At 39.4% G+C, this 25,004-nt stretch carries 22 protein-coding genes; 18 read left to right on the forward strand and 4 right to left on the reverse strand.

What is annotated here, in order from left to right:
* The first annotated feature begins 82 nt into the window (after positions 1-82).
* Together ACYVJ6_RS03430 and ACYVJ6_RS03435 are read left to right on the forward strand one after the other, a co-directional pair.
* On the forward strand, positions 83-1,573 hold the full coding sequence (locus tag ACYVJ6_RS03430) for a phytoene desaturase family protein (protein ID WP_460692627.1): 1,491 nt from the start codon (positions 83-85) through the stop codon (positions 1,571-1,573).
* A gap of 71 nt (positions 1,574-1,644) precedes the next feature.
* Complete coding sequence (locus ACYVJ6_RS03435) at positions 1,645-2,247, forward strand: DUF4870 domain-containing protein (protein ID WP_460692628.1); 603 nt, start codon at positions 1,645-1,647, stop codon at positions 2,245-2,247.
* An 84-nt stretch (positions 2,248-2,331) separates the two neighbouring features.
* Here ACYVJ6_RS03435 and ACYVJ6_RS03440 read toward each other — a convergent pair whose 3' ends face one another.
* The 3 genes from ACYVJ6_RS03440 to ACYVJ6_RS03450 form a co-directional block, all read right to left on the reverse strand.
* On the reverse strand, positions 2,332-2,868 hold the full coding sequence (locus ACYVJ6_RS03440) for an RNA polymerase sigma factor (RefSeq protein WP_460692629.1): 537 nt from the start codon (positions 2,866-2,868) through the stop codon (positions 2,332-2,334).
* A gap of 227 nt (positions 2,869-3,095) precedes the next feature.
* Entirely contained in the window at positions 3,096-4,115 is a 1,020-nt protein-coding gene (gene murB, locus ACYVJ6_RS03445; protein WP_460692630.1) for a UDP-N-acetylmuramate dehydrogenase, read from the reverse strand.
* Positions 4,116-4,128: 13 nt separating this feature from the next.
* Positions 4,129-4,572 carry a sterol desaturase family protein gene (locus tag ACYVJ6_RS03450; protein ID WP_460692631.1) on the reverse strand — a complete coding sequence of 148 codons (444 nt, stop codon included), beginning with the start codon at positions 4,570-4,572 and terminating at the stop codon, positions 4,129-4,131.
* Between the two features lie 34 nt (positions 4,573-4,606).
* On the opposite strand from ACYVJ6_RS03450, the gene ACYVJ6_RS03455 reads away from it, so the two are divergent.
* The 15 genes from ACYVJ6_RS03455 (at position 4,607) to ACYVJ6_RS03525 (ending at position 18,713) form a co-directional block, all read left to right on the forward strand.
* Positions 4,607-5,752 (forward strand): M28 family metallopeptidase, encoded by a 1,146-nt coding sequence (locus tag ACYVJ6_RS03455; RefSeq protein ID WP_460692632.1) that lies wholly within the window; start codon positions 4,607-4,609, stop codon positions 5,750-5,752.
* A 127-nt stretch (positions 5,753-5,879) separates the two neighbouring features.
* A complete protein-coding gene (locus tag ACYVJ6_RS03460; protein ID WP_460692633.1) occupies positions 5,880-6,959 on the forward strand; it encodes a hypothetical protein in 1,080 nt (359 codons plus the stop codon).
* Positions 6,943-8,055 carry an Ig-like domain-containing domain gene (locus ACYVJ6_RS03465; protein ID WP_460692634.1) on the forward strand — a complete coding sequence of 371 codons (1,113 nt, stop codon included), beginning with the start codon at positions 6,943-6,945 and terminating at the stop codon, positions 8,053-8,055. Before ACYVJ6_RS03460 ends, ACYVJ6_RS03465 begins: the two co-directional genes overlap by 17 nt.
* A gap of 126 nt (positions 8,056-8,181) precedes the next feature.
* The gene (locus ACYVJ6_RS03470; RefSeq protein WP_460692635.1) at positions 8,182-8,775 is read left to right on the forward strand and encodes an START domain-containing protein; all 594 of its coding nucleotides are present in this window, start codon (positions 8,182-8,184) and stop codon (positions 8,773-8,775) included.
* A gap of 288 nt (positions 8,776-9,063) precedes the next feature.
* Positions 9,064-9,891, forward strand: coding sequence for an ABC transporter ATP-binding protein (locus ACYVJ6_RS03475; RefSeq protein ID WP_460692636.1), 828 nt, complete (start codon positions 9,064-9,066; stop codon positions 9,889-9,891).
* 2 nt (positions 9,892-9,893) lie between these two features.
* Positions 9,894-10,688, forward strand: a complete 795-nt coding sequence (locus ACYVJ6_RS03480) for a hypothetical protein (protein ID WP_460692637.1) — start codon at positions 9,894-9,896, stop codon at positions 10,686-10,688.
* Between the two features lie 4 nt (positions 10,689-10,692).
* Entirely contained in the window at positions 10,693-11,067 is a 375-nt protein-coding gene (locus ACYVJ6_RS03485) for a GntR family transcriptional regulator (RefSeq protein ID WP_460692638.1), read from the forward strand.
* A gap of 13 nt (positions 11,068-11,080) precedes the next feature.
* The gene (locus ACYVJ6_RS03490; RefSeq protein ID WP_460692639.1) at positions 11,081-11,812 is read left to right on the forward strand and encodes a hypothetical protein; all 732 of its coding nucleotides are present in this window, start codon (positions 11,081-11,083) and stop codon (positions 11,810-11,812) included.
* Positions 11,813-11,917: 105 nt separating this feature from the next.
* Positions 11,918-14,317: a phenylalanine--tRNA ligase subunit beta gene (pheT, locus tag ACYVJ6_RS03495; RefSeq protein WP_460692640.1), complete on the forward strand. Its 2,400-nt coding sequence runs from the start codon at positions 11,918-11,920 to the stop codon at positions 14,315-14,317.
* A gap of 53 nt (positions 14,318-14,370) precedes the next feature.
* The gene (locus ACYVJ6_RS03500; RefSeq protein WP_460692641.1) at positions 14,371-14,661 is read left to right on the forward strand and encodes a hypothetical protein; all 291 of its coding nucleotides are present in this window, start codon (positions 14,371-14,373) and stop codon (positions 14,659-14,661) included.
* 22 nt (positions 14,662-14,683) lie between these two features.
* Positions 14,684-14,974: a cell division protein ZapA gene (locus ACYVJ6_RS03505; protein WP_460692642.1), complete on the forward strand. Its 291-nt coding sequence runs from the start codon at positions 14,684-14,686 to the stop codon at positions 14,972-14,974.
* Between the two features lie 218 nt (positions 14,975-15,192).
* A complete protein-coding gene (gene rny, locus ACYVJ6_RS03510; RefSeq protein WP_460692643.1) occupies positions 15,193-16,755 on the forward strand; it encodes a ribonuclease Y in 1,563 nt (520 codons plus the stop codon).
* Positions 16,756-16,813: 58 nt separating this feature from the next.
* Positions 16,814-17,320 (forward strand): Mpo1 family 2-hydroxy fatty acid dioxygenase, encoded by a 507-nt coding sequence (locus tag ACYVJ6_RS03515; RefSeq protein ID WP_460692644.1) that lies wholly within the window; start codon positions 16,814-16,816, stop codon positions 17,318-17,320.
* Positions 17,321-17,341: 21 nt separating this feature from the next.
* The gene (locus tag ACYVJ6_RS03520; protein WP_460692645.1) at positions 17,342-18,184 is read left to right on the forward strand and encodes a ComEA family DNA-binding protein; all 843 of its coding nucleotides are present in this window, start codon (positions 17,342-17,344) and stop codon (positions 18,182-18,184) included.
* Position 18,185: 1 nt separating this feature from the next.
* Positions 18,186-18,713, forward strand: a complete 528-nt coding sequence (locus ACYVJ6_RS03525; RefSeq protein ID WP_460692646.1) for an adenine phosphoribosyltransferase — start codon at positions 18,186-18,188, stop codon at positions 18,711-18,713.
* 46 nt (positions 18,714-18,759) lie between these two features.
* Here ACYVJ6_RS03525 and ACYVJ6_RS03530 read toward each other — a convergent pair whose 3' ends face one another.
* Positions 18,760-20,322, reverse strand: coding sequence for a PAS domain-containing sensor histidine kinase (locus tag ACYVJ6_RS03530; protein WP_460692647.1), 1,563 nt, complete (start codon positions 20,320-20,322; stop codon positions 18,760-18,762).
* 257 nt (positions 20,323-20,579) lie between these two features.
* Between ACYVJ6_RS03530 and ACYVJ6_RS03535 the strand changes: the two genes are divergently transcribed.
* Positions 20,580-24,908 carry a hybrid sensor histidine kinase/response regulator gene (locus tag ACYVJ6_RS03535; RefSeq protein WP_460692648.1) on the forward strand — a complete coding sequence of 1,443 codons (4,329 nt, stop codon included), beginning with the start codon at positions 20,580-20,582 and terminating at the stop codon, positions 24,906-24,908.
* Positions 24,909-25,004 lie beyond the last annotated feature (96 nt).

The raw sequence follows: 25,004 nt of genomic DNA on the forward strand, positions 1-25,004 counted from the left end.
AATCAAATGTACAAAAATTAAACCCTATTGTTTTTGAAGTTGCCGTTAACAAATTGCTTACTTTGGTTGCTTAAAGCTGATAATGGATAATTTAAAACATATAGTTGTAATTGGGAGCGGTTTTGCTGGATTATCTGCTGCCTGTGTATTGGCTAAAGAGGGCTATAAAGTTACCGTGCTCGAAAAAAATAGTCAGCCGGGCGGCCGCGCAAGCGTGTGGGAAACTGATGGTTTTAAATTTGATATGGGCCCCAGCTGGTATTGGATGCCAGATGTTTTTGAAAATTTTTTTGCCCTGTTTGGTAAAAAGCCAGCCGATTATTACCACTTAAAAAGACTTGATCCCGGCTATCGTATTTATTACGGCAAGGATGACTTGATGGATGTACCCGCAGATATGGCCGAACTGGAGCAAATGTTTGAAAACAATGAACCGGGAAGCAGCGCGCATTTACGCGAGTTTTTGGAACAAGCCGCATATAAATACAAAGTTGGAATGGGGGAGTATGTTTTTCGTCCGTCGCATTCTATTACCGAGTTTATCGACTGGAACCTGATCAAGAAAAGTTTCAGCATGCAATTGCTCACCAGTTTGCGTAAGCATGTGCGGCAGCATTTTAAAAACCCTAAGCTGGTTAAGTTATTAGAGTTCCCGGTGTTGTTTTTGGGTGCTACTCCGCAGGATACGCCCGCTATGTACAGTATGATGAACTATGCCGACCTGGCTTTGGGTACCTGGTATCCATTGGGGGGTATGAATGAGATTGTGAAAGCCATGGTAAAGCTGGCCAAAGAATTAGGAGTAACTATTAAACTGGATAGCGAGGTTATCAAAATTGAGGTAAATAATAATAAAGTGAGTAATATCATCACCAAAAATGAAACTTTAAAAGCCGATTTTGTAATTGCCGGTGCCGATTATCAGCATGTTGACCAAAAACTTTTAGATAAAGCTTACCGAAACTACACAGATAAGTATTGGGATAGTCGTACTATGTCGCCATCAAGCTTGTTGTTTTTTGTGGGGATAAATAAAAAGTTGAACAGCATTGAACACCATAACTTATTTTTTGATGAAGATTTTGAGCAGCATGCCAAAGAGATATATACCCATCCGCAATGGCCATCAAAGCCGCTATTCTATGTAGCATGTACTTCAAAAACAGATGATACGGTTGCACCTGCCGATAGCGAGAACTTGTTTTTTTTAATACCGGTTGCCCCCGGACTGCATGACGATGATGCTACCCGCGAAAAATATTTTGATATGGTGCTTAGCCGATTTGAAAGCATTACCGGTGAAAACATAAAGGATAACATTGTAGTAAAGCGCAGCTATGCTTTGAATGATTTTAAAGCAGATTACCACTCGTTTAAAGGCAATGCCTATGGCTTGGCCAATACATTGGCACAAACCGCTTTTTTTAAGCCCGCTATGCGTAATAAGCATATTAAAAATTTGCTTTATACCGGGCAGTTGACTGTGCCGGGGCCGGGTGTGCCGCCGGCGTTAATATCGGGGCAAATTGCCGCCAAAGAGGCGATAAAAGCACTATCAGGCAGTATGTCGTAAAAATGACGTAAATAAGTCGACAATTAATTTGCAAATTAGATTTTACTTTTGAGTATTAATCAGCACCAATTATGAATAATTTTGATATCGGGAAAAAGGTCAAAGAACTGCGTAATCGAAAAGGTTTTAGCCAGGAAGAGCTGGCAGACTTAACCCAATTGAGTTTACGTACTATTCAGCGTATAGAAAATAACGAGACTGAAGCGCGAGGCGACAGTTTAAAAAGATTAGCAACCGCTTTTGGTATTGATCCCGAAGAGTTAACAGATCATCCGACTGAGATAGATAAATCAGAAAACGCTAATAGGAATAAATACTTGATAGTAGTTAATTTATCGGCATTTAGTTTCCTGGTATTTCCTATGGCTGGTGCTATCGTACCCTGGGTATTATGGTGGTTAAAAAAAGATGCGATAAAGAATATTGATATAGATAGCAAACGAGTGATCAACTTTCAAATATCATGGTTTATATTTATTACTGTTATTCCAATGGTTATTGTAGTTATGACTATTTATCATATCTCGCATTTTGGCATTTTTAACAGGGAGCACTTTTTAATAGCTGTAATTGCTTTGTATGCTTTTAATATTTTTTATATCATACTTAATACATTACGCCTACGCCAAAATAAAGGAGTGATCTATAAACCGGCAATACCATTTATAAGGTAATAACACTTGTGTAGTACAACAAAAAAGCCTGCCCTTTAACAAACAAGGCAGGCTTTTATTATATAATCGAGTTTAATATATGGATTAGTTTTCTGCGTAGATTGGTTTTTTAATACCATTATCATACGCTTTTAAGTTTTTCTTTAACAGTTTGCGGGCAACGTGTATGCGGGTTTTAACGGTACCGATTGGAATGGTTAAATGATCGGCAATTTCATGGTATTTATGTCCTTCAAAGTACATTGTAAATGGTACATAATAATCAGATGGCAATTTATCCATGGCTCTTTTAATGTCATCCATTACAAATTTTGCTTCGCCTTGATTTTTGCTTGAGCTATATACCAGGTTTGGAGATGATATTTCATCAGATTTAGTTACAAAAGTGCTCATTTTAACAAGGCGACGATAATTGTTAATGAAGGTGTTTTTCATGATGGTATATAACCATCCTTTTAAATTGGTGCCTTCTTTAAACTTATTGTAGTAAGTTATAGCTTTCAACATTGTATCCTGTACAAGATCGTTAGCATCATCTGCGTCGTGTGTAAAATGCAAGGCGTATGACCTTAATGAACTTGCTTGACGTAATACCAGGGTGTTAAACTCAATCTTTGTCATATTGTTTTTGTTTTTTGTACAGTGTTTTATTCAAACATGATACCATCCGCAAAAACATACAGTCTAAAAAAGCATAAGAAGTCATCGAATAAATGAATTACTTATATAGTGTTAAAATTACACCAAAATATACATAACATATTGTATTTAAGATAGATAAAGTAAATTTAAAAAAGGAAATAGCCGGCTTTAATAACTGTTCAAAAAGTAACCTATCTAAAATAGATTTAATTAATAATATTCACTTCACGTTGTAGGGTAACGCCAAATTTAGTGTACACACTGTCTATGATTTGCGACGAAAAGTTAAAAATCTCTTGTCCGGTAGCACCGCCGTGGTTCACTAAAACCAGTGCCTGGTTTTTCCATGTGCCCGTGTTGCCCACCACTTTACCTTTCCAGCCGCATTGCTCAATTAACCAACCGGCGGCCAGTTTAACATAGCCATCCCCGGCAGGGTAATTTACAATCCCCGGGAATTTTGCTTTTATCGGCTCAAACTCGGTTTGGGCAATTACCGGGTTTTTAAAAAAGCTCCCCGCGTTGCCAATGGTTGATGGGTCGGGTAGTTTAGATACACGTATATGTGATACAATCTGTGATACATCTTTAAGGGTAGGGTTGGTTATACCCCTTGTAGACAATTCCTGCTCAATAGCGCCGTAGCGCAAATTAAGGTTAGGTATAAGTGACAGCTGGAATTTTACCGAAGTGATGATATACTGACCTTTTACTTCGCTTTTAAATATACTTTCGCGATAGCCAAATTTACAGTCGGCTTTGGTAAAAGTTTTAAAAGTGCCGGTGGCTATTTCAAATGCCTTGCAGCTATTAAACACATCCTGCAGTTCCACACCATAAGCACCAATGTTTTGAATGGGCGATGCACCTACCGAGCCGGGTATCAGGCTCAAATTTTCTAAACCTGCATATTCGCGGGCCACACAAAAGTTTACCAGGTCGTTCCATACCTCGCCGGCGCCTGCTTCAACAAAGACCTCGGTATGGTTTATGCGGTGCTCAAAGCCACGAATGTTCATATGGATAACCAGCCCATCAAAGTCATTAATGAGCAGCATGTTGCTGCCGCCACCCATTACCAGCAGTTCCATTTGCTTCCATTGCGGATCCATAAACAACTCCACCACTTCATCTTCGTGGTTTATTTCCACAAAATATTTGGCACTGGCTTCAACACCAAATGTGTTAAAGTTTTTAAGGGATACGTTTTGTTGTATTTGCAGCATGGTGAGGGCAAATTTACATTTTTTTAAACCACTTCCTGCTTGCCACCAACAACCCAAACTCTTCCGACGGGTTTTTATCGGTTGATTTATGGTGGATCTTATGCGCGCGGCGTATCCCTGCTAAATAACGGTTATTGCTTTTAAATGATTTATAACGATTATGTATAAATCCATCATGAAAAATAAAATAGATGGTGCCGTATAGGCTTATCCCGGTGCCTATCCAAAAGCGGTAATCTAAATTAGTATGCCCCAACCACAATAAGTATAAAGCGATAGAGGCGAAGAGTAGGCTAAAAATATCATTTAATTCCAGCCAGCCGTGCCTTTGCTGGTGATGTGTTTTATGGATAAACCACAAAGGCCCATGAAAAAGGTATTTGTGTATGGCCCATGAGAAAGCCTCCATCCCCGCCAGGGTCAATAAAACAATACCTGTATTTATTAATATCACCATTTACAGCCAAATTAGTAATTTGCAATTGATAGTTATGAAATTTAAACTCACCCTGCTTTTATTGTTACACGCTTGTGTAACACAGGCACAGGATTCATTGTTTGTCCGGCGAATGGTGGATACGCTTACCTCGCAGTACTTTTGGGGGCGCGGCTACACCAATGATGGTATGGGCAAAGCAGGCCGTTTTATTGCAGACCAGTTTAAAAGCTATGGTTTGCAACCCTTAGCCGGCAATAGTTATATGCAGGAGTTTAGCTTTAATGCTAATACCTTCCCGGGTAAAATGGAGGTGAGTATTAATGGCGTGGCTTTAGTGCCCGGGCGTGAGTTTATTGTTGGTCCGCCAAGTAGGGGAGTAAAGGCAACAGGGAAATTAAGTCAGGCCGACAGTATAAGTTTTATAAATCCTGAGAACAGAATATTAGTCGAATTGAAAAACAAACTTACATGGTCTGTTGATCAAGAGGTAATAGATCATACTATAATACAGGTTGATAAAAAAGCACTTAAGGAGTTACCTTCGACTATAAATGTCAATATCGAAAATAAACTCATTAATAACTTTAAAACAGCTAACATCTGCGGAATGGTGAGGGGTACTACCAAACCCGATTCGTTTATTGTATTTACCGCGCATTATGATCATTTAGGGGGTATGGGGACTGATACTTACTTTCCTGGTGCTAATGATAATGCCAGTGGAGTAAGCCAGTTATTAAGCCTCGCTAAATATTACGCGGCCAACCCTCAGCCCTATAGTATGGTATTTATCGGCTTTTCGGGCGAGGAGGCAGGTTTATTGGGATCAAAATATTTTTCAGAACATCCGCTGATCAATTTATCAAATATCCGTTTCCTGGTTAATATGGATATTTTAGGTACGGGTGATGAAGGTATAATGGTAGTGAATGCCACGGTTTATCCAAAGGAGTTTAATTTATTAAAGGAGCTTAACACATCAGGAAAGTATTTGCCTAAAATAAGCTCGCGCGGCAAAGCGGCCAACAGCGACCATTATTGGTTTACCGAAAAAGGTGTACCTGCATTTTATATGTATACCATGGGCGGAATAAAAGCCTATCATGATGTTTTTGACATCAGCAAAACCTTGCCTTTGAATGGGTATAATGGCGTGTTTAAACTGCTAACAGGTTTTGTAAAAGAGTTATCAAAATAAATAGAATTATAAAATTTAATGTAACATTCTTGTTGTCAATAAATTAAATGGAGTATTCCGGGCAACCATAAGGTATATTTGTTTGTATAGTAATAAACCAATTATTTGCTAATTAAATCATAAAACAATGAAAAAAGCGTATGTTTTTCTTGCTGCAGCAACGGCCGGTGTGCTATTGTTTGCAGGTATCAGTCTTAAGCCAACAGCTCCTTATGGTTTTGTAAAAGGCAGTCCCGAAGTAAAATCAATTACGGCGTTAACCTTTGGGCCAAACGGCGTATTATTTATAGGCGATTCGCAAAGTGCGGCAGTATATGCGGTTGACACTAAAGACGCGGCAAAAGCTACCGCCAAACCTTACGATATACAAGGCATAGATGCCAAAATTGCTTCGGCATTGGGCACTACCAAAGAAACCATCACCATTACTGATATGGCGGTTAACCCGGTTTCAAAAAAATTATACATCGCTGTAAAAGGTGCTGATGGTACGCCGGTATTGCTTACTGTAGATAATAGCAGCAATATTAAAGCAGTTTCATTAAAAGATGTTGATTTTTCATCCGTAGCATTAAATGATGCGGCTACTGACAGAAACCGTGTTTCATCCATATCAGACATGGCCTATGCCGATGGTAAATTAATGTTAAGCGGTTTAAGTAATAAAGAGTTTAGCTCATCATTCCGTACTATCGCGTTTCCGTTTACAGGTAAAGCAGGTGATATAGCCTCATTAGAGATGTATCATGCTTCGCACGGCAGGTATGAAACTACCTCACCAATCCGTACATTTTCGACTACTACAATTGATGGTAAAAACTATATGGTAGCCAGTTATACCTGTACACCATTAGTACTTTTCCCTATGGACGAGTTAAAACAAGGCGCACATGTTAAGGGCCGTACCATTGCCGAGATGGGTAATGGTAACACCCCGGCAGATATGATCTGGCTAAAATCAGATAAAAACTATTTGGTAATGGCTAACAGTGCCCGCCCTGCAGTTAAGGTAAGCTATGATGATATAAAAAGCTTCCAGGGTACTTTAACCGAGCGTGTTGCTACTACCGCAGGTACCAATTTTATTAAACTACCTTACGAAAAAGTATTACAGTTAGATAAACTGGATGATGGCCGTGCTGTAGTTATACAACGTAAAGCTAACGGCGATCTGGACCTTTGGACATCTGATGGCAAAAACATATAATTTAAATTTTTTCATTAACACCAGGCTATACGTAATGTATAGCCTGGTGTTTTTTTTATTGGCAATTTTACCCGCTTGCGATAGTCACCACGACAAAATTGCATTTGCCTGGGATAAAGACAACCATGCCACAGGCATATTGATCCCATCTTACTTGCTGCATGTGGAAGCGGGCGTCCCTATTGAATCTTCTTTAAAAGTAACATTAGCCGATGGCAACCAAAATATATTAGGCACTTTAAGCGAAGACGGCGACGCCATATTATTTACACCGGTTATTCCACCATCGCCGGGACTAACCTATAAAATTATACAGGCAGGTAAATATATAGGCGAGATAAAAGTGCCGTTAAGTAATATTAACGATGCGCCTAAGATCGTAGCCATTTATCCGCAAGGCGATACCTTGCCAGAAAATAACTTAAAATTTTACCTTCAATTTTCACATCCCATGCTTACCGGGAGCGCTATAGATCATATTACACTGCTGGATGGTAAGGATACCCTGCACGATGTTTTTCTTAATCTGCAACCCGAGCTTTGGGATACTACGGGTAAGGTGTTAACCCTATGGCTTGATCCCGGGCGTATTAAGCGTGGATTGGTGCTTAACCGCGAGAGGGGCAATCCCCTAAAAAAAGCAGACAAATATCGGCTGGTAGTTTCATCAAAATGGAAGGATAGCCGTGGTTTAAATTTGCAGGAATATAGTAAGGAATTTGTAGCCGGTGCATGGGATGATCAACAGCCTGACATTAATAAATGGGGAATTAATTTGCCGTCATCAGATACAAAAAACCCATTAGTTATAAAATTGAATGAGCCGTTAGATCATTATTTGTTACAAGAATCAATAGTCATTTTAAACAGCAAAGGAGCAGTGGTGAATGGTGCGGTTAGGATTAGTGACAACGATACCGTTTGGAGTTTTACCCCAACGGCACCATGGCAAAAGGATGATTACACGTTACGTGTTAACTCAAAACTTGAGGACCTTGCCGGCAACAACCTGAACAAAGTTTTTGACCGCGATATAACCAAACAGGCTAAGCGCGATGAATTATACTATCAGCGTAAATTTGCGATAGTACGATGATGAAATTAAACCTTTGCATCTTATAAGTGTATATTAGTAAGGTTTATGATGATGGCAGTACGGTTTTTTCAATTTCGTTTATCAAAGGTTCTTTTATTATCGGGGCTGCTTTTTCAACTATCGTATGTGCGTGCACAAACCACCTGGAAGTTTTTGGGTGAGAAGGATGGGATAAAATCTTACAATAGTGATATACCCAATTCAAAGATCAAAGCCATAAAGTTAGAGTGTGTTATGCAGGCACCGTTAAATCAAATAGTGGGTGTTTTACTGGATATTAAAAGCTCGCCTGAATGGGCGTACAAAACCAAATCGGCTACTGTACTTAAACAGGTGTCGCCTACCGAAGTATATTACTATACCGTATTAAACATGCCCTGGCCCATTGTTAATCGCGATTTTGTCGGACATCTTACAGCTACTCAAAATCCAAACACTAAAGTGGTTACTATTGATGGCCCGGTAGTATCTGATTATATGCCTAAAAAGAAGGACCTGGTACGTATAGAAAAGTCAGTTGGCAAATGGGTGCTTATACCTTTGAATGACCGTGAAACCAAAATAGAATATAGCCTGCAGGTTGATCCCGGAGGTAATGCGCCTGCCTGGTTGGTTAATCTTTTCTCATCAGAAGGGCCAACGCAAAGTCTTAAAAGTTTGCGTGCACAGTTAAAAAAGCCCGATCATAAAAATGACCCGCTGCCTTTCGGCCGTAATTAAAAGTGGGTTTACACAACTTAACACATTTCGCATTTTATTTTAGGTTAAATATTTGAAATTCAATTGTTTAAGTGGTTTACGTACTTGAAAAATGTAAACCATGATTTTGTAGTCAAATTTCATCACTTCACCCCCTTGTCATCTCGAACAAAGTGAGAGATCTATACACAAGTCGGTGACTAATATGCAGGTTATGAATGTGCACAAGCAAACTTTTTTTTAAAATAAATTTTGAATTCTAAATACCTTATCTATATTTGTAGTGTACTATTTAACTAATACACTGTTATGATAGAAATTTCCAACCTAACCTTCGGATACGGCAAAAAAATGCTGTTCCAAAATTTAAACCTTTCGCTTAAAGCCGGGCATATTTATGGTTTGCTGGGTAAAAACGGCGCGGGTAAATCAACCCTGCTTAAAAACATAGCCGGATTGGTATTCCCAACTGCAGGCACCTGTAAAGTGAATGGCTATACTTCAAAAAACCGTTTGCCTGATTTTTTACAGGAACTATTTTTTGTGCCCGAGGATATTTACATGCCCGCCATCAGCGCCAGGCAGTTTGCGGATAGCACAGGTCATTTCTATCCAAATTTTGATAATATGCAATTTAACAAGATCCTGGCCGAGTTTGATGTGCCCGACAATAAGCCCTTAACGCAATTGTCATTTGGCCAGCAAAAAAAGGTGGTCATAGCATTTGGCATTTCAACCAATACCTCCTTGTTAATTATGGATGAGCCTACCAACGGATTGGATATCCCTTCAAAGGCACAGTTCCGTAAAATAATAGCTTCATCGCTTACCGAAGACAGGTGTGTTATTATATCAACCCACCAGGTACGTGACCTGGATAACCTGATCGATAGCATACTGGTATTGCACGATCAAAAAATTGTAGTGAATACCGGTATGGATCAAATTGCCGAAAAGGTAAACTTTGGCATCATACCTGCCGACACTACCGACTATTTATATGCTGAGCCAACATTCCTGGGCTTGCAAGCCATCACTATTAATATTGATAATGGTTACAGCAAAGTTGATATGGAAATTTTGTTCAACGCTATTATCAGCAATAATGAACAATTGATCGAAACCCTAAACCAATAATCATGAATAATACATTTGATATCAAACGTTTTAGTATGCTTTTTAAAAAGCATACGGTTGAGCACAGCAAAACTTATGGTTTATCAATAGCTGTACTATTTGGCGTAATGTTTTTAATATTGCTGTTCTTCTCTATGATGAATAGATGGCATTTAGATGAGGGAGCCCAGATAATGTTATTTGTATTTACTATCTCTGGTTTTGGAAGTATATTTGGCAGCATGATGTTTGCCGACCTGGGCGATAGAAGTAAAGTGATTCCCGCTTTAATGCTTCCTTCATCACATTTCGAAAAATTTTTGGTGGGCTTATTGTATTCCTATTTTATTTTTTTGATAGTATACCTGGCTTCGTTTTATTTGGCCGACTATATTGTGGTGAGTTTAGGAGATCAAAGTCCGGAAGAAAGCAAAATGATCAATGTTTTTGAAACCACAGGCAGAAAGCCGGCAATAGCATTCATGAGTTTTACCTTGTTCCATGCGTTTGTTTTTTGGGGATCTGTATTTTTTAAAAAGCTGCATTTTGTTAAAACAACTATCGTGTTCTTTTTATGCCTTGGTGTCTTAGCGCTTTTAAATGGTTTAGTTTTAAACATGTTTTTTGCCGCTCATACCAGGTTTAGTGCAGCTATGCCTTTTACTCCAATATATATTTATGATCTAAATAGTACTTATGGAGGATGGAATATACAAGCGTCGGATAAATTTGATACTTACGGATTAACAGTTTTTGTATTTGTAGTTTTATTATTTTGGACTACAACTTATTTCAAACTAAAAGAAAAAGAAGCTTAAGCCTATGAATTTCAAAGAAAAAGAGGCCATATACCTGCAAATTGCCGATAGAATAAGCGAGCATATTATGTTGGGTAAGTGGAAACCCGATGAAAAAATACCATCGGTACGCGAAATGGCAGGCGAGTTGCAGGTTAACCCCAATACGGTAATGCGTACCTACGAGCATTTACAAAACCAGGAGATCATATTTAACAAACGTGGTATGGGACATTATGTGGCTGTAGATGCCATTAAAAAAATAAAGAGTATGCGCAAGGAACGCTTTTTACAACAGGAACTGCCTGATTTTTTCAAAAGCTTGTATCTGTTAGATATCAGCTTTGAAGAAATGCAGAAGCGTTACGAAGAATATAAATCAAAAAATTATCCAACCTAAACCTTATCATAAAATGAAAACAAGTAGTAAGTTATTGGTAGTAGTTACCATAGTAGTTATAACCTACCTGGTAGTGTTTGACGCGGGATTAAAGGCTGAATATTTAAAAGGTGATTTTAAAAACCCATTTTTTGGCATGGAGCAATTACCAATTAAAGACTTTAGTAATGTTGAGCATCTTTCGGCCAATGTAATTGATGCCTCTATTGAAAAAGGGCCTAAATTTTCACTATGGATCAGGAAGGACTTAAAAGACATAGTTAAGATCACAAAGCATGGAAAAACTTTAGTGATAACTTATACCGGCGAAAGCGGGCGCCAAAACAGTTATTATTCCGGTGGTGTTGTAATAACCTGCCCGCAGTTAGATAGCGTAATAACTAAGGCTTTTATTTGGAAAAGTAATGGTGAAGATGATTCTAACAAAAGAGTTAATGAATATGTAGGAGATATAGATGTTATAGGATTTGACCAGCAAAAAATGACTGTTAACCCAGGCCCTTTAACGCAAATTGAATTAAAAAACAACAAGCTGGAAAGTATGAATGCCATAGTTGGCGATAATTCAAATGATATAGGTGGATTGAATGTTAATTCCAACAATCAAATTAAATTTGCCAATATAAAAGTACTGGGTAGTAGTGAGTTGAAAATGACCAATCCTGATATTACTACGCTTGAGCATAGTTTTTCTGATAGTGCATCTTTAATTTTAACTGGTAAAGTAATCCGCCTTTTAAAATAATTATCCCTTTTGCTAAAAGTGGAAACGCCGGGATTTCCACTTTTAGCTTAATCCTTTCCGCTTTCCGCGCCAAATCCTATCTTTGCCGATTATCATTTCGATCTGATGAAGATATCATACAATTGGCTTAAAGAATTTATACAGACTGATAAAACTCCGCAGGAGATATCTACCATATTAACCGGTACCGGTTTAGAGGTAGAGAGCCTGGAGAAAGTACAAGCCGTTCCCGGTGGGTTAGAGGGGTTGGTAATTGGCTATGTTAAAGAAATTGCCCAACACCCCAATGCCGACAGGCTGCGCATTACCAAAGTCGATGTAGGCGGTGCCGAAGACTTGCAGGTAGTATGCGGCGCGGCTAATGTTGATGCCGGCCAGAAGGTGGTAGTAGCTACCGTAGGCACTACAGTATACCCAACCTCGGGAGAACCTTTCCAGATCAATAAATCAAAAATACGCGGCGAGGTATCTGAAGGGATGATTTGCGCCGAAGACGAAATAGGTTTAGGCACCGGCCATGAGGGTATTATGGTGTTGGATGAACACGCTGTTGTGGGTACCCCTGCAAAAGAATATTTTAAACTGAACGACGATTATCAATACGAAATTGGCTTAACCCCCAACCGTGCCGATGCTACTTCGCATTTAGGTACAGCCAGAGATATTGCCGCTTTCCTGAAAATAGGTATCACCAAACCTGATGTTTCTGCTTTTAAAGTGGATAATACCAATTTGCCTATTGAGGTAGTGGTAGAGAATGAGCAGGCTAGTCCACGTTATTCAGGATTAACGATATCAGGTGTTGAAGTAAAGGAATCACCGCAATGGTTAAAAGAGCGTTTGGCGGTTATTGGTGTGCGTGCTATCAATAATATTGTGGATGTGACCAACTATGTATTGCACGAGTTGGGCCAGCCGTTGCACGCTTTTGATGCAGATGCTATTAAAGGCAATAAAGTCATCGTGAAAAACTGCGCCGAAGGCACGGTATTTAAAACGCTGGATGATGTTGAGCGTAAGCTATCTGCCGATGACCTGATGATATGCAACGCTACCGACCCCATGTGTATTGCCGGTGTATTTGGCGGTGCGGAATCGGGTGTTAAAGCCTCAACCAAAAATATATTTTTAGAGAGCGCTTACTTTAACTCGGTTTCGGTACGTAAAACTTCCAAGCGTCACGGTTTAAAAACGGATGCGTCTTTCCGTTTTGAGCGCGGTACCGATCCGGATATGACGGTGTTTGCTTTAAAGCGCGCGGCTTTGTTAATTCAGCAGGTGGCAGGCGGTTCGGTATCATCAAATATAGTCGACCTATATCCAAACCCGGTTGCACCGTTTGATGTGGAACTGTCGTATAAAAACACTTTACGCTTAATTGGTCAGAATATCCCTCACGAAGAAATAAAAAGCATTGTTAAGGCTTTGGATATACAGGTAGTGAATGAAACTGCCGAAGGTTTAACGCTGAAAGTACCACCTTACCGTGTAGATGTAACCCGCGAGGTGGATGTGATCGAAGATATCCTGCGTATTTATGGCTATAACAATATCCATATTCCAACGCAGGTAAGGGCGTCGTTAAGCGCGTCGCCAAGGCCGGAGAAAGATACGGTTCAAAACATGCTATCTGATCTGTTAACCGCTAATGGATTTAACGAGATATTATCCAACTCGTTAACCAAATCGGCTTATTCAGATAATTTAGATACCGCGGTTAAAATATTGAACCCGCTAAGCTCTGACCTGGATGTTATGCGTCAAACTATGCTGTATTCGGGTTTGGAAGCGATTGCCTACAACCAAAACCGCCAAAACTCAGATATTAAGTTTTATGAATTTGGTAAGGTTTACAAAATTCAGGACGATAAATATAACGAGAGCCAGCGCTTCGCGATATTTATGAGTGGTGCATCAGTTACCGCCCAATGGAACCAAAAGGCACAGTCGGCATCATTTTATAATCTAAAGGCTATTGTCGACAATATATTGCAGCGCCTAAACATTACCGATGTGGTGATTGAGGATTGCACCTGCAAAAAAATGGCTTACGGCCTCAACTATAACCGCAATAACAAAACGCTGGTTAAATTTGGTAAGGTGGCCGCAGCAGCTTTAAAAAAAGCGGATGTAGATAAAGAAGTTTTTTATGCCGATTTCAGTTTCGACCAGTTGATTACCATCGCCAAGAAAAATAAGATAGTTTACCAGGAAGTATCTAAGTTCCCGGCTGTGAGGCGCGACCTTTCTATGCTGATTGATAAATCCGTATCGTTTAGCCAGCTAAAGCAAATAGCCCAAAAAACCGAGCGTAAGCTATTGCAGGATGTAGATGTGTTTGATGTGTACGAGGGCGATAAACTACCTGTAGGTAAAAAGTCATACGCGTTAAGTTTTATTTTGCAGGACAGCGAGAAGACACTGACCGACAAAGCAATTGATAGCATTATGCAAAAGCTTATTTATAATTTGAGCAAAGAAGCGGGGGCGGAAATAAGGAAGTAATTATTTAAATAAAAATTAATAAATTCACTCGTTCAATAAATCACAAATAAGTAATGTCTCAAGTAGCTTCGCAGTTAAACAATGTGATCGATAAAGCCGGAAGGTTGATCGAACTTTGCTCGGCATTGCAAGAGGAAAACGATTTATTAAAACTCGAGAACCAGTCGTTAATGGCAGCGCTTGATGCGAGTAAAAATAAGAACAAAGAGTTGGACGAAAAGATGAATGTATTGAAGCTGGCTAAGTCGTTTTCAGAAACAAATGAAAAAAGTCTTGACATAAAGCAAAAAATTAACGACTTTGTGCAAGAAATAGATAAGTGCATTGTATTATTAAAAAAATAATACATAAAGTGAACAAGCTCAAATGGGAGAAATCTCAATAAAAATAAATATTGCTGACAGAGTTTACCCGTTAAAGGTGAACATGGAGGAGGAAGAAATAATACGTAGGGCAGCTAAATTGATTAACGACCGCATAAAAGAGTACCAGGAAAATTATGCGGTAAGGGATAAGCAGGATTTGCTGGCAATGAGTGTGTTGCATTACGCCACATCGTCATTAAAAGCAGAAAAAAGAGTTACGGTCGAGGATTCGGACGTGGCCGAAAAGGTTTATCAGTTAGATCATTTACTGACCGAGTTTTTCTCGAAGTAATACGTTCTTATATATCAGAGCCAATTAAGATTTAACCGTGGTTAAATTTTATGTTCACTATTAAAAACTTAACGCTTCAATATCAGGCGGACAAGAAATAGGGTATGCGTTACTTGCTTGCATTTAACGGTAACCTGGTCCAATAATCTGAAAAAGAAGTTTTACAATAATGAGCGTGAAATTTAGTTGCGGTTTTTTTATTTATATAACCTAAAATAATGAATATACTTTACATCATAATAGGGCTACTGATAGGTATCCCCAGCGGAATCGTCATAGGGCGTTTCCTCCTTAAAAAACTCTTTAAAGACCAGGAAGCATCGGCACAAAATAAGGTAAAAAAGATTCTTAAAGATGCCGAGAACGACGCCGAGATATTAAGAAAAAATAAGTTGCTGGAAGCTAAAGAACGCTTTTTACAAATGAAAGCCGAGCATGAGCAGGAAATAAATAGCCGCAATAATGAAGTGCTTCAACGCGAGAATGGTATTAAGCAAAAGGAGCAGTCATTAAACCAGCGTATAGAGAACTTTACCCGTAAGGAAGCCGAAATAGACAACGTTCGTAAAAACCTGGAGCGCCAAACCGAAATTGCTGTTAAAAAGCAGGAAGAGGTTGAAGTGTTAAAAAACCAGCACGTACAACAACTGGAAACCATTGCCGGCTTATCTGCCGAAGATGCCAAGAACCAGCTGATAGATAACCTGCGCGAAGAAGCCCGCAGCAAAGCCATGATTCAGATCAAGGATATTGTTGACGAGGCTAAACTGACCGCTACCAAAGAGGCTAAAAAGATCGTTATTCAAACCATCCAGCGTACCGCTACCGAAAGTGCTATTGAGAATACGGTATCTATTTTCAACATCGAAAATGATGAGATAAAGGGCCGTATCATTGGGCGCGAGGGACGTAATATCCGCGCGCTGGAAGCAGCTACCGGTATTGAAATTATTGTGGATGATACACCGGAAGCCATTATCCTATCGGGCTTTGACCCGGTAAGGCGCGAGATAGCCCGTTTGGCTATGCACCGTTTGGTAACCGATGGCCGTATTCACCCGGCACGTATTGAAGAGATAGTTGCTAAAACCAAGAAGCAGATAGAAGAAGAGATTGTTGAGATAGGCGAGCGTACCGTGATAGACTTAGGTATTAACGGCCTGCACCCGGAACTGATACGCATGGTTGGCCGTATGCGCTACCGTTCATCATACGGGCAGAACCTATTACAACACTCGCGCGAGGTAGCTAACTTTTGCGCTACTATGGCTGCCGAGTTAGGACTTAACGTAAAACTGGCTAAACGTGCCGGCTTACTGCATGATATTGGTAAAGTGCCTGATGATAACCCGGAACTGCCACACGCTATTTTAGGTATGCAACTGGCCGAAAAATATAAAGAGCACCCTGAAGTTTGTAACGCCATTGGCGCCCACCACGACGAGGTAGAGATGACCTCGATGTTATCACCAATCATACAGGTTTGTGATGCGATATCAGGTGCACGCCCGGGCGCACGCCGCGAGGTGGTGGAGAGCTACATTAAACGTTTGAAAGAACTGGAAGAACTGGCCATGTCATACCCTGGTGTTGAAAAAACATTCGCTATACAGGCAGGCCGCGAGCTACGTGTGGTTGTAGAAAGCGAAAAGATAAGCGACGCGCAATCGGAAGTGTTAGCAGCCGATATATCTAACCGTATACAAACTGAAATGACCTATCCGGGCCAGATCAAAGTTACCGTAATCAGGGAAACCCGTTCGGTAGCGTTTGCTAAGTAATTATATAGTAACCTATATTTGTAAAGCGATGGCTTAAGCCATCGCTTTTTTTCATACCATGAAAGCACCAGCCACACCCCAGCGCCCCATTGATGTTTACTTTGATAAATACAATGAGTACCATACCAACCCGGTAAACAGGGTTATTAATTATATCTGTATTCCCGTTATTTCATTTAGCATATTGGCGTTTGTATGGTCATTGCCTTTTCCGCATTTGGGGTTTTTAGGCAAATACAACGGTTATTTAAACTGGGGCTCGTTTGTAATTGCCTTTAGCATTTATTATTACCAGCGGTTATCACCCATATTATCTTATTTAATGTTGCTGGTTGTATTTGCATTTAGCTACTTTATTATACAACTGGAATATTGGCAGCATGCCGGTGGTATGATATTACCGCAGGTATGTATTATTCTTTTTGTTGCGGCCAACATCCTGCAACTAATAGGCTATAAGCTGGAAGGCAAAAAGCCCATGCTGTTTTGGGATTTTAAATTTTTGCTGATAAGCCCGCTATGGTTATTGAGTTTGATATTGAAGAAATTTAATATTAAGTACTAATTTCCTATTTTAACGGTTGATTTGAAGCAGGCAACCAAAGTAATAAAAAGTTATCTGTCCGTTACCAAAAAGGAATGGAACGGGATGGTAGTGTTGCTTGTACTGATCTTGTTGATTTTAGCGGCACCCTACATCTACCAATACTTCCATAAAGAAACCCCGACAGATTTTAAAGATTTTGATAAAGCGGTAGCTTTGCTTAATTCAGGCAAGGGTAACAACCTCTCCGAAGAAAAAATAGCCAACCCGGTATTATTCAAATTTGATCCTAATAACCTGCCTGCCGAAAAATGGCAGCAACTAGGGTTAAGCGAAAAACAGATCAACACCATTAAAAATTACGAAGCCAAAGGTGGGCGGTTTTATAAAAAGCAGGATGTACAGAAAATATACGCTATTACTCCTGATGATTATAAGCGGCTAGCACCCTATATTGATATTCCCGAGGGATACACCAATAAGCCCAATATAATTGTTGAATTGAACAGTGCCGACTCGGCCAAACTTACCCGCATTAATGGTATTGGTCCGGCCTTTGCCCAGCGGATACTGGAATATCGCAAGCGTTTGGGTGGATTTTTAAATAAGGGGCAGTTAAAAGAAATATATGGCCTGGACGAGGAAAAATATAACCATATCAAAGATCAGGTGAGTATAAACCCGGCCCTGATCACCAAAATAAAAATTAACCAGGTGGATTTTGAAGGGTTAAGGCGCTTTCCATATCTTACCAATAAACAAACCAATGCCATTATACAATACCGTAACCAACACGGCAATTATAGTAGTATTGACGATATGCGAAATATTGTGATACTTGATGAGGTTATTTTGCGTAAAATTGAACCGTATATAGTTTTTTAAAATGATAGAAGAGCAAATTAAAGCATCAGTACGTGATATCCCTGATTTCCCGAAACCGGGTATAGTTTTTAAGGATATTACACCTATACTGAAAGACCCCGTTTTATGCGAGAATATTTTAAATGCTTTTGTAGAAAAACTAAAGTATACCCGTGTTGACGTGGTAGCAGGGGTAGAGAGCCGCGGGTTTTTATTTGGGTTGACCCTAGCTACCAAATTGGGTGTGCCTTTTGTACCTGTGCGTAAAGCGGGTAAGTTGCCTTTTACCATTAAGCAACGGGCCTACAAATTAGAATACGGTACCGCCGTTATTGAAATGCATACCGATGCCTTTGAGCCTGGCCAGCATATACTGATACACGATGATTTATTAGCTACCGGAGGTACTGTAACGGCCGCCAGCGACCTGATACAGGAAATGGGTGGCATTGTATCCGGTTTCTCATTTGTAGTTGGCCTGGGCTTCCTACACGGCCGCGAGCGTATTGAGCCAATTAATGATAATGTTATTATACTGGCGGAATATTAAAACACTTTCCGTCATTCCTCGCAATGACGCGTGGAGAAGTTGAATGTTACGCTGTCGGCAAAGTGAACCAAAAGGTACTGCCATCACCCAAAGTGCTTTCTGCTCCAATTTTACCGCCATGGCGGGATATAATTTCGGCACTAATATACAGCCCCAAGCCTAATCCCGAAAATTGATGCCCCAAAGCATCCACACGGTAATAGCGGTCAAACAAATGCGGTAATTTATCAGGGTTAATGCCTATACCAAAATCACGTACTGATACCGTAACGTTATCCTCATCACTGGTGATATTTATCTCCACTTTTTTAGCCTGCGGCGAATATTTAACCGCGTTATTCAATAGGTTTACCATCACCTGGTCAATGCGCCTGTAATCGGCATCAACCAATAAAAAATCAGCTCCGGTAATGATAAACTCATGGCTGCCGTCCGTATGTATATGTTCGCAGCAATCTTTAATTAGTTCGGTAAGGTTAAAGCTGGTTTTATTTAGTGCCAACTGGCCCTGTTGTATTTTGGTAACGTTTAACAGGTCATCTAACAAATGCACCAACTTGTTTAAATTATTACTGGCCTTATTTATAAATAATGATACATTATCAGGCAGGTCCTCGGTTTTAGTAAACTTCTGCAATATCTGCATAGATGCGCTTATAGAAGTAATTGGAGTTTTAAGCTCATGACTGGCAACACTTATAAACTCATCTTTACGTAATTGTAACTGGTAATCTTCAGTAACATCTTCTAAAATACCACTAAAGCGTGTTGGGTTGCCCTCATTATCAAACATGGCCTTACCTTTTGCCGCTACTATGCGTTTAATTTTATCTTTTGGATTTTGAATGGTATAAACCACGCTATAATTACCGTCCGATCCTTTTTCAAGGGCCTTAAGTATAGCATCGGTTACCTTCACACGGTCTTCTTCAATAATAACTTCAAGCGCATCTTTCAGGTCTACTTCATGTTGCTGGTCAACGCCAAACCATGATTTTAACCGGTGGTTGCCAATAAAATGGTTAGTTTTTGGGTTAAGGTCCCACGTGCCTAATTCGGCAGATTCAATGGCAAATTCCAATTCCTTTTTGGCATCCTGTAATGCGTTAAATGATTGCACCTGGGCCGTAGTTTCGGTACAAATAACCAATACACCCGCTGCTTTGCCTGCTTCATCAATAACCCTGCTATAGCTAAATGTCCAATATACATCTTCCAATTTATTGTTACGATATATGGGTATAAGCTGATTTTCGCTCCAGGTTGGTTCGCCGGTGGTTAGTACCTGATCAATTAACGGTTTTATTACCGGCCATATCTCGGGCCAGCATTCTTCGCCGCGTTGCCCTAAAGCTTTGGGGTGCTTCCCATCGTTACCTAAGCTTGGGCGGTAGGCATCATTATAAAATTGTATTAACTCCGGGCCCCACCATAAAAACATGGGGAAGCGTGAGTTTAAAAGAGTACTAATGGTAGTTAAAAGGCTTTGCGGCCAGATATCAGGGGTGCCTATAGCTGTTTTTGACCAATCAAATGACCGGGTTAACTCGCCCATCTCTCCGCCGCCGTTAAGGTAATTATTATAGGATGTTATTGATTGACCAGGCATTAAGGTTGATGTGTTTTGGCTATAAATATAATGACATCAAAACGAACTTTTTGGAAGAATGTTTTGTATTTGTACAGATTACCCATGATTAAATTATTGTATAATATTAATAAACTAATACATATATATTAATATATTTACAATAGCCATTAAAAACCAATTAAATACACGTGGTGCAAGTTGTGAATAATATGTTTTATGATCATAAAACATATTTGATGTTGTTTTCGTAAACAAATCATTGCCAATTTCCTTAAATGGATAATAAATCAGCCAGTATATCGCTAACAGGTTCGGCCAGTCATAAATCAGAAAAAATGCGCCCATTTTTTAAAGACATTATTAAACCATTGCTGCTAATATGCTTGATGTTGGCTTTATTTTGCTGCAAAAATTTATATGCGCAAGGCTTATCCGGCAATAAAAACGTAAAATTTACTCATCTAAACACCGAAGACGGGCTATCGCAAAGTACGGTTACCTGTATTCTAAAGGATAAGTATGGTTTTATGTGGTTTGGCACCGAAGATGGGTTAAATAAATATGATGGTTACCGTTTTACAATTTACCGAAAGAATTTAAATGATAAAAATAGTTTAGCAGGTAATACAATAAGTGCACTTTACGAAGATAAGGCAGGTAACTTATGGATAGGAACTAAAGAAGGGTTAAGCAGGTACAATCGTACTAATGATACTTTTATAAATTATTATAATGACCCCGCTAATCCCAATACGCTTTCTAATGCCAGTATTAACGCCATACACGAGGGCGATAATGGTAATATATGGGTTGGTACCTTTATAAACCTTAACCTTTTAGATCCCAAAACAAATAAAGTTGTACGCTATATAGCAGACGGTAAACCAGGCAGCCTAAGCTATACCCGTGTAACTGTTATTTTAAAAGATAGCCTGAACCGTTTATGGGTAGGCACAAATAATGGTTTAAACCTTTTTAACCCTAAAACCCAAAAGTTTACAAACTATTATCATAGTAGTAATAATAATAGCATAGGTGGCAACTATATTAAGGCTTTGGCCGATGCAGGAAATGGAAAACTTTTGATTGGAACTGATGATGGGGGGGTGGATATGCTTGACCCCCGCAGCGGTATATTTAATCACCATGTAAATAAAAAGGGAGACGCATTAAGCATAAGCGATAATAAAATTCATGTTATCGCACCCACCGGGGCCGGAAATTTTTGGATCGGTACTGAAAATGGGCTTGATTTTTATAATACCCGTAATAATACATTTACCACCTATAAAAACTCTCCTGCTGATAATACCAGTTTAAGCGGAGAATCGGTAAGGGCTATATTGGTTGATAATTTAGGTACCCTGTGGGTGTCGGCCACTTCGGCTGGTATAAGCAAGTATGATAAAAGCTTGCTTTTATTTAAACTATATCGTTATTTGTATGGCGATGAAAGGGGATTGTCAGGTAAAGAGGTAACATCATTTGCAGACGCGGATAACGGGAATATATGGGTAGGGACAGATGGCGGCGGCGGCGGATTAAATTTATTTAACAAAGAAAGCAATACATTTCGGCATTATAATTATAATGAAAAAGCCAGGAACGGAATATCGGCTAACAGTATACTTACCCTGTTAAAAAGCAAAACAGGTAACCGGCTATGGATAGGCTTCTATGGCGGGGGATTAGATCTGTTTGATATTAGCAAAAACTCATTTACCCATTTTGCAAAAGGCAGCCGTGCAAATCAGTTATCAAACGAAAGCGTGTTTGCCTTAATGGAAGATAGCAAAAATAATTTGTGGATAGGTACTAATGGGGGAGGTATTAATATACTTGACCCGTCAATGAAAAAAATTACACAAATAAGGAGCGAACTTAATAATAATCAAACCATAAGCAGCGATGTAATACGTTGCTTTTTTGAAGACAAGAATGGGGATATATGGATTGGTACTTATAATACCGGGATTAGCATTTACCATACCGCAACACGCACTATTAGCCGCCTCAATAAGGCTAACAGTAACCTTTCAAATAATATTATTTTTTGTATTAATAGCGATAAAAAAGGGAACATATGGGTGGGTACCGGCGGGGGATTAAACAAATATATACCTGAAAAAAAGCAATTTATATCCTATACAACTGAACAAGGGCTGGCAAATAATACTATTAATGGGATGGTTAGGGGCGATGAAAATTATATGTGGTTAACCACAAATATGGGATTAAGCTGTTTTGATACCGAAAAGTACACGGTTAAAAATTACACATTAAAAAATGGGCTGCAGGATCATGAGTTTAGAATAAATGCAGCTTTTAGATCAACTAATGGCGAAATCTATGTTGGAGGTATAAATGGCTTTAACTCTTTTACCCCCGAGTCTATAACCGAAAATAAAAATATTCCTCCTGTTATTATAACAGGTTTTGAATTGTTTAATAAACCGGTATTTGCAGGGGCTGATAACTCCCCGTTAAAGCAATCAATTAGCGATACGCGCAGTATTACCTTAAATTATAAACAATCCATATTTACATTTGAGTTTGCCGCATTAGATTATACGGTGCCGGAAGATAATACGTATGCCTATATTTTGGAAGGCTTTGAAAATGACTGGAACTACGTAGGCAATCACCACAGGGCCACCTACACTAATCTTAACCCCGGTGAATATACATTTAAGGTTAAAGCCGCCAATAATGATGGTGTTTGGAACGAGAAGGGTACTTCTATCCAGATTATAATAACACCGCCTTTTTGGTTAACCTGGTGGTTTAAGTTATTGGTAGCATTAGCAGGTATTTTAGTTTTGTATATTATATACAATTATAGGTTAAGAAATATCAGGGCTCAAAAATTGGCGCTTGAAAAAGAGGTGACACAACGTACGCAAGAGGTACTTAATCAGGCAGAAGATTTGAAAACACTGAACGGTGAATTAATAAATCAAACCGAAGAACTGCAAGCCTTAAATGAAGAGTTATATGAACAGCGTTTGCAAGAAGAAAAAGCCCGTGCCGATGCAGAGCAGGCGCGGTTAGATGCAGAGCAGGCAAACAAAGCCAAAAGTATATTTTTAGCCACCATGAGCCATGAAATACGTACCCCAATGAATGGTGTTATTGGTATGGCAGCGTTACTTGGCGAAACTAAACTTAACGAAGAGCAGCATGAATATGCCGAAACTATTATCCACAGCGGCGAGGCTTTATTAAATGTTATTAATGGGATTCTCGACTTCTCAAAGATCGAATCAGGAAAAATGGATCTTGACCCGCATGAGTTTGAATTAAGGGTATGTGTTGAAGAAGTATTTGACCTGTTTGCCCGGAAAACTGCCGAGACCAACGTAGATTTAATATATCAAATAGACCATCGTTTACCAACACTGCTAATTGCTGATGGTATGCGTCTGCGGCAAATACTCATTAACCTGATAAGCAATGCCATCAAGTTTACGCACGAAGGCGAGGTTTTTTTAAATGTTACGTTAGCTGCACAAGATGGAAACACGCTTGACCTGGCCTTTGAAGTAGCCGATACCGGGGTAGGTATACCTCCCGAAAAATTATCGCAATTGTTTCAAGCGTTTACCCAGGTAGATTCGTCAATAACGCGTAAATATGGCGGTACCGGTTTAGGCTTAGCCATTAGTAAACGCCTTATCCAATTAATGGGCGGTGCAATTACGGTTGAAAGCGAAGAGCATAAAGGCACAACGTTTAAGTTTACTATAAAATGCGAGGCTTTGCATCACGACCGTTTGGAGGCATCCACGCTTCCGGATATTAAAGACAAGAACATACTAATAGTAGATGATAATGAAACTAACCTAAAAGTATTAAAATCGCAGTTAGAAGTATGGAAGCTGCATGCTGTTTCAGCACACTCGGCAGCCGAAGCGCTGGAGCTTTTAAAAACGGGGAAAGTATTTGATATGATAATTACCGATATGCAAATGCCCGAAATGGACGGCCTTGCCTTTACCCGTGTAGTTAAAAAGTTGTATCCGCAATTGCCGGTTATTCTGCTAAGCTCGGTAGGTAACGAAACGCAAAAAAATTATCCTAACTTATTTGCTGCTACGCTAACTAAACCGGTTAAGCAGCACCACCTAAGCATGGCCATACAAAACGAGTTTAAGCATAAACAATACATGGCCAACAATGGATTACAAACTACATCGGTGTTATCTCTTGATTTTGCTACAGAAAACCCGTCAACTATACTGGTAGCCGAAGATAACCTGATCAATCAAAAACTCATTATGCGAATTTTAGAGAAATTAGGCTTCGAAGCCACTTTGGTTAATAATGGCCAGGAAGTGCTAAACGAGTTGGATAAAAAGATGTACGATATTATATTAATGGATATACAAATGCCTGAGTTGGATGGGTTGGAGACCACGCGCCGCATACGTCAAATGGAGAATATTGATCAGCCCTATATAGTGGCTATGACAGCCAATGCCATGCCCGAGGACCGCGACGAATGTTATGCTGCAGGAATGAATAATTATGTATCGAAACCTGTTAAGCTGGAGTTACTGGTAAATGTATTACGCGAGGGCTATAAGGCTAAATTTAAGGCATAGAAATTAATGATCATTGTCATTATATATCCACATTGATTTCTTTTATTTGGATGCTCATTTAATGCAATATATGTATTTAGATTTTTGTTATATTTA

The organism is Mucilaginibacter puniceus (assembly GCF_054783175.1).

Bases quoted from the DNA above. Each gene is read 5' to 3' on its own strand.
- ACYVJ6_RS03530 (WP_460692647.1), bottom strand. From the start codon at position 20,322: ATGCCTGGTCAATCAATAACATCCTATAATAATTACCTTAACGGCGGC.
- rny (WP_460692643.1), top strand. From the start codon at position 15,193: ATGAATATACTTTACATCATAATAGGGCTACTGATAGGTATCCCCAGC.
- ACYVJ6_RS03450 (WP_460692631.1), bottom strand. From the start codon at position 4,572: ATGGTGATATTAATAAATACAGGTATTGTTTTATTGACCCTGGCGGGG.
- ACYVJ6_RS03485 (WP_460692638.1), top strand. From the start codon at position 10,693: ATGAATTTCAAAGAAAAAGAGGCCATATACCTGCAAATTGCCGATAGA.
- murB (WP_460692630.1), bottom strand. From the start codon at position 4,115: ATGCTGCAAATACAACAAAACGTATCCCTTAAAAACTTTAACACATTT.
- pheT (WP_460692640.1), top strand. From the start codon at position 11,918: ATGAAGATATCATACAATTGGCTTAAAGAATTTATACAGACTGATAAA.
- ACYVJ6_RS03460 (WP_460692633.1), top strand. From the start codon at position 5,880: ATGAAAAAAGCGTATGTTTTTCTTGCTGCAGCAACGGCCGGTGTGCTA.
- ACYVJ6_RS03455 (WP_460692632.1), top strand. From the start codon at position 4,607: ATGAAATTTAAACTCACCCTGCTTTTATTGTTACACGCTTGTGTAACA.
- ACYVJ6_RS03440 (WP_460692629.1), bottom strand. From the start codon at position 2,868: ATGACAAAGATTGAGTTTAACACCCTGGTATTACGTCAAGCAAGTTCA.
- ACYVJ6_RS03500 (WP_460692641.1), top strand. From the start codon at position 14,371: ATGTCTCAAGTAGCTTCGCAGTTAAACAATGTGATCGATAAAGCCGGA.
- ACYVJ6_RS03435 (WP_460692628.1), top strand. From the start codon at position 1,645: ATGAATAATTTTGATATCGGGAAAAAGGTCAAAGAACTGCGTAATCGA.
- ACYVJ6_RS03490 (WP_460692639.1), top strand. From the start codon at position 11,081: ATGAAAACAAGTAGTAAGTTATTGGTAGTAGTTACCATAGTAGTTATA.
- ACYVJ6_RS03535 (WP_460692648.1), top strand. From the start codon at position 20,580: ATGGATAATAAATCAGCCAGTATATCGCTAACAGGTTCGGCCAGTCAT.
- ACYVJ6_RS03525 (WP_460692646.1), top strand. From the start codon at position 18,186: ATGATAGAAGAGCAAATTAAAGCATCAGTACGTGATATCCCTGATTTC.
- ACYVJ6_RS03475 (WP_460692636.1), top strand. From the start codon at position 9,064: ATGATAGAAATTTCCAACCTAACCTTCGGATACGGCAAAAAAATGCTG.
- ACYVJ6_RS03465 (WP_460692634.1), top strand. From the start codon at position 6,943: ATGGCAAAAACATATAATTTAAATTTTTTCATTAACACCAGGCTATAC.
- ACYVJ6_RS03480 (WP_460692637.1), top strand. From the start codon at position 9,894: ATGAATAATACATTTGATATCAAACGTTTTAGTATGCTTTTTAAAAAG.
- ACYVJ6_RS03515 (WP_460692644.1), top strand. From the start codon at position 16,814: ATGAAAGCACCAGCCACACCCCAGCGCCCCATTGATGTTTACTTTGAT.
- ACYVJ6_RS03430 (WP_460692627.1), top strand. From the start codon at position 83: ATGGATAATTTAAAACATATAGTTGTAATTGGGAGCGGTTTTGCTGGA.
- ACYVJ6_RS03505 (WP_460692642.1), top strand. From the start codon at position 14,684: ATGGGAGAAATCTCAATAAAAATAAATATTGCTGACAGAGTTTACCCG.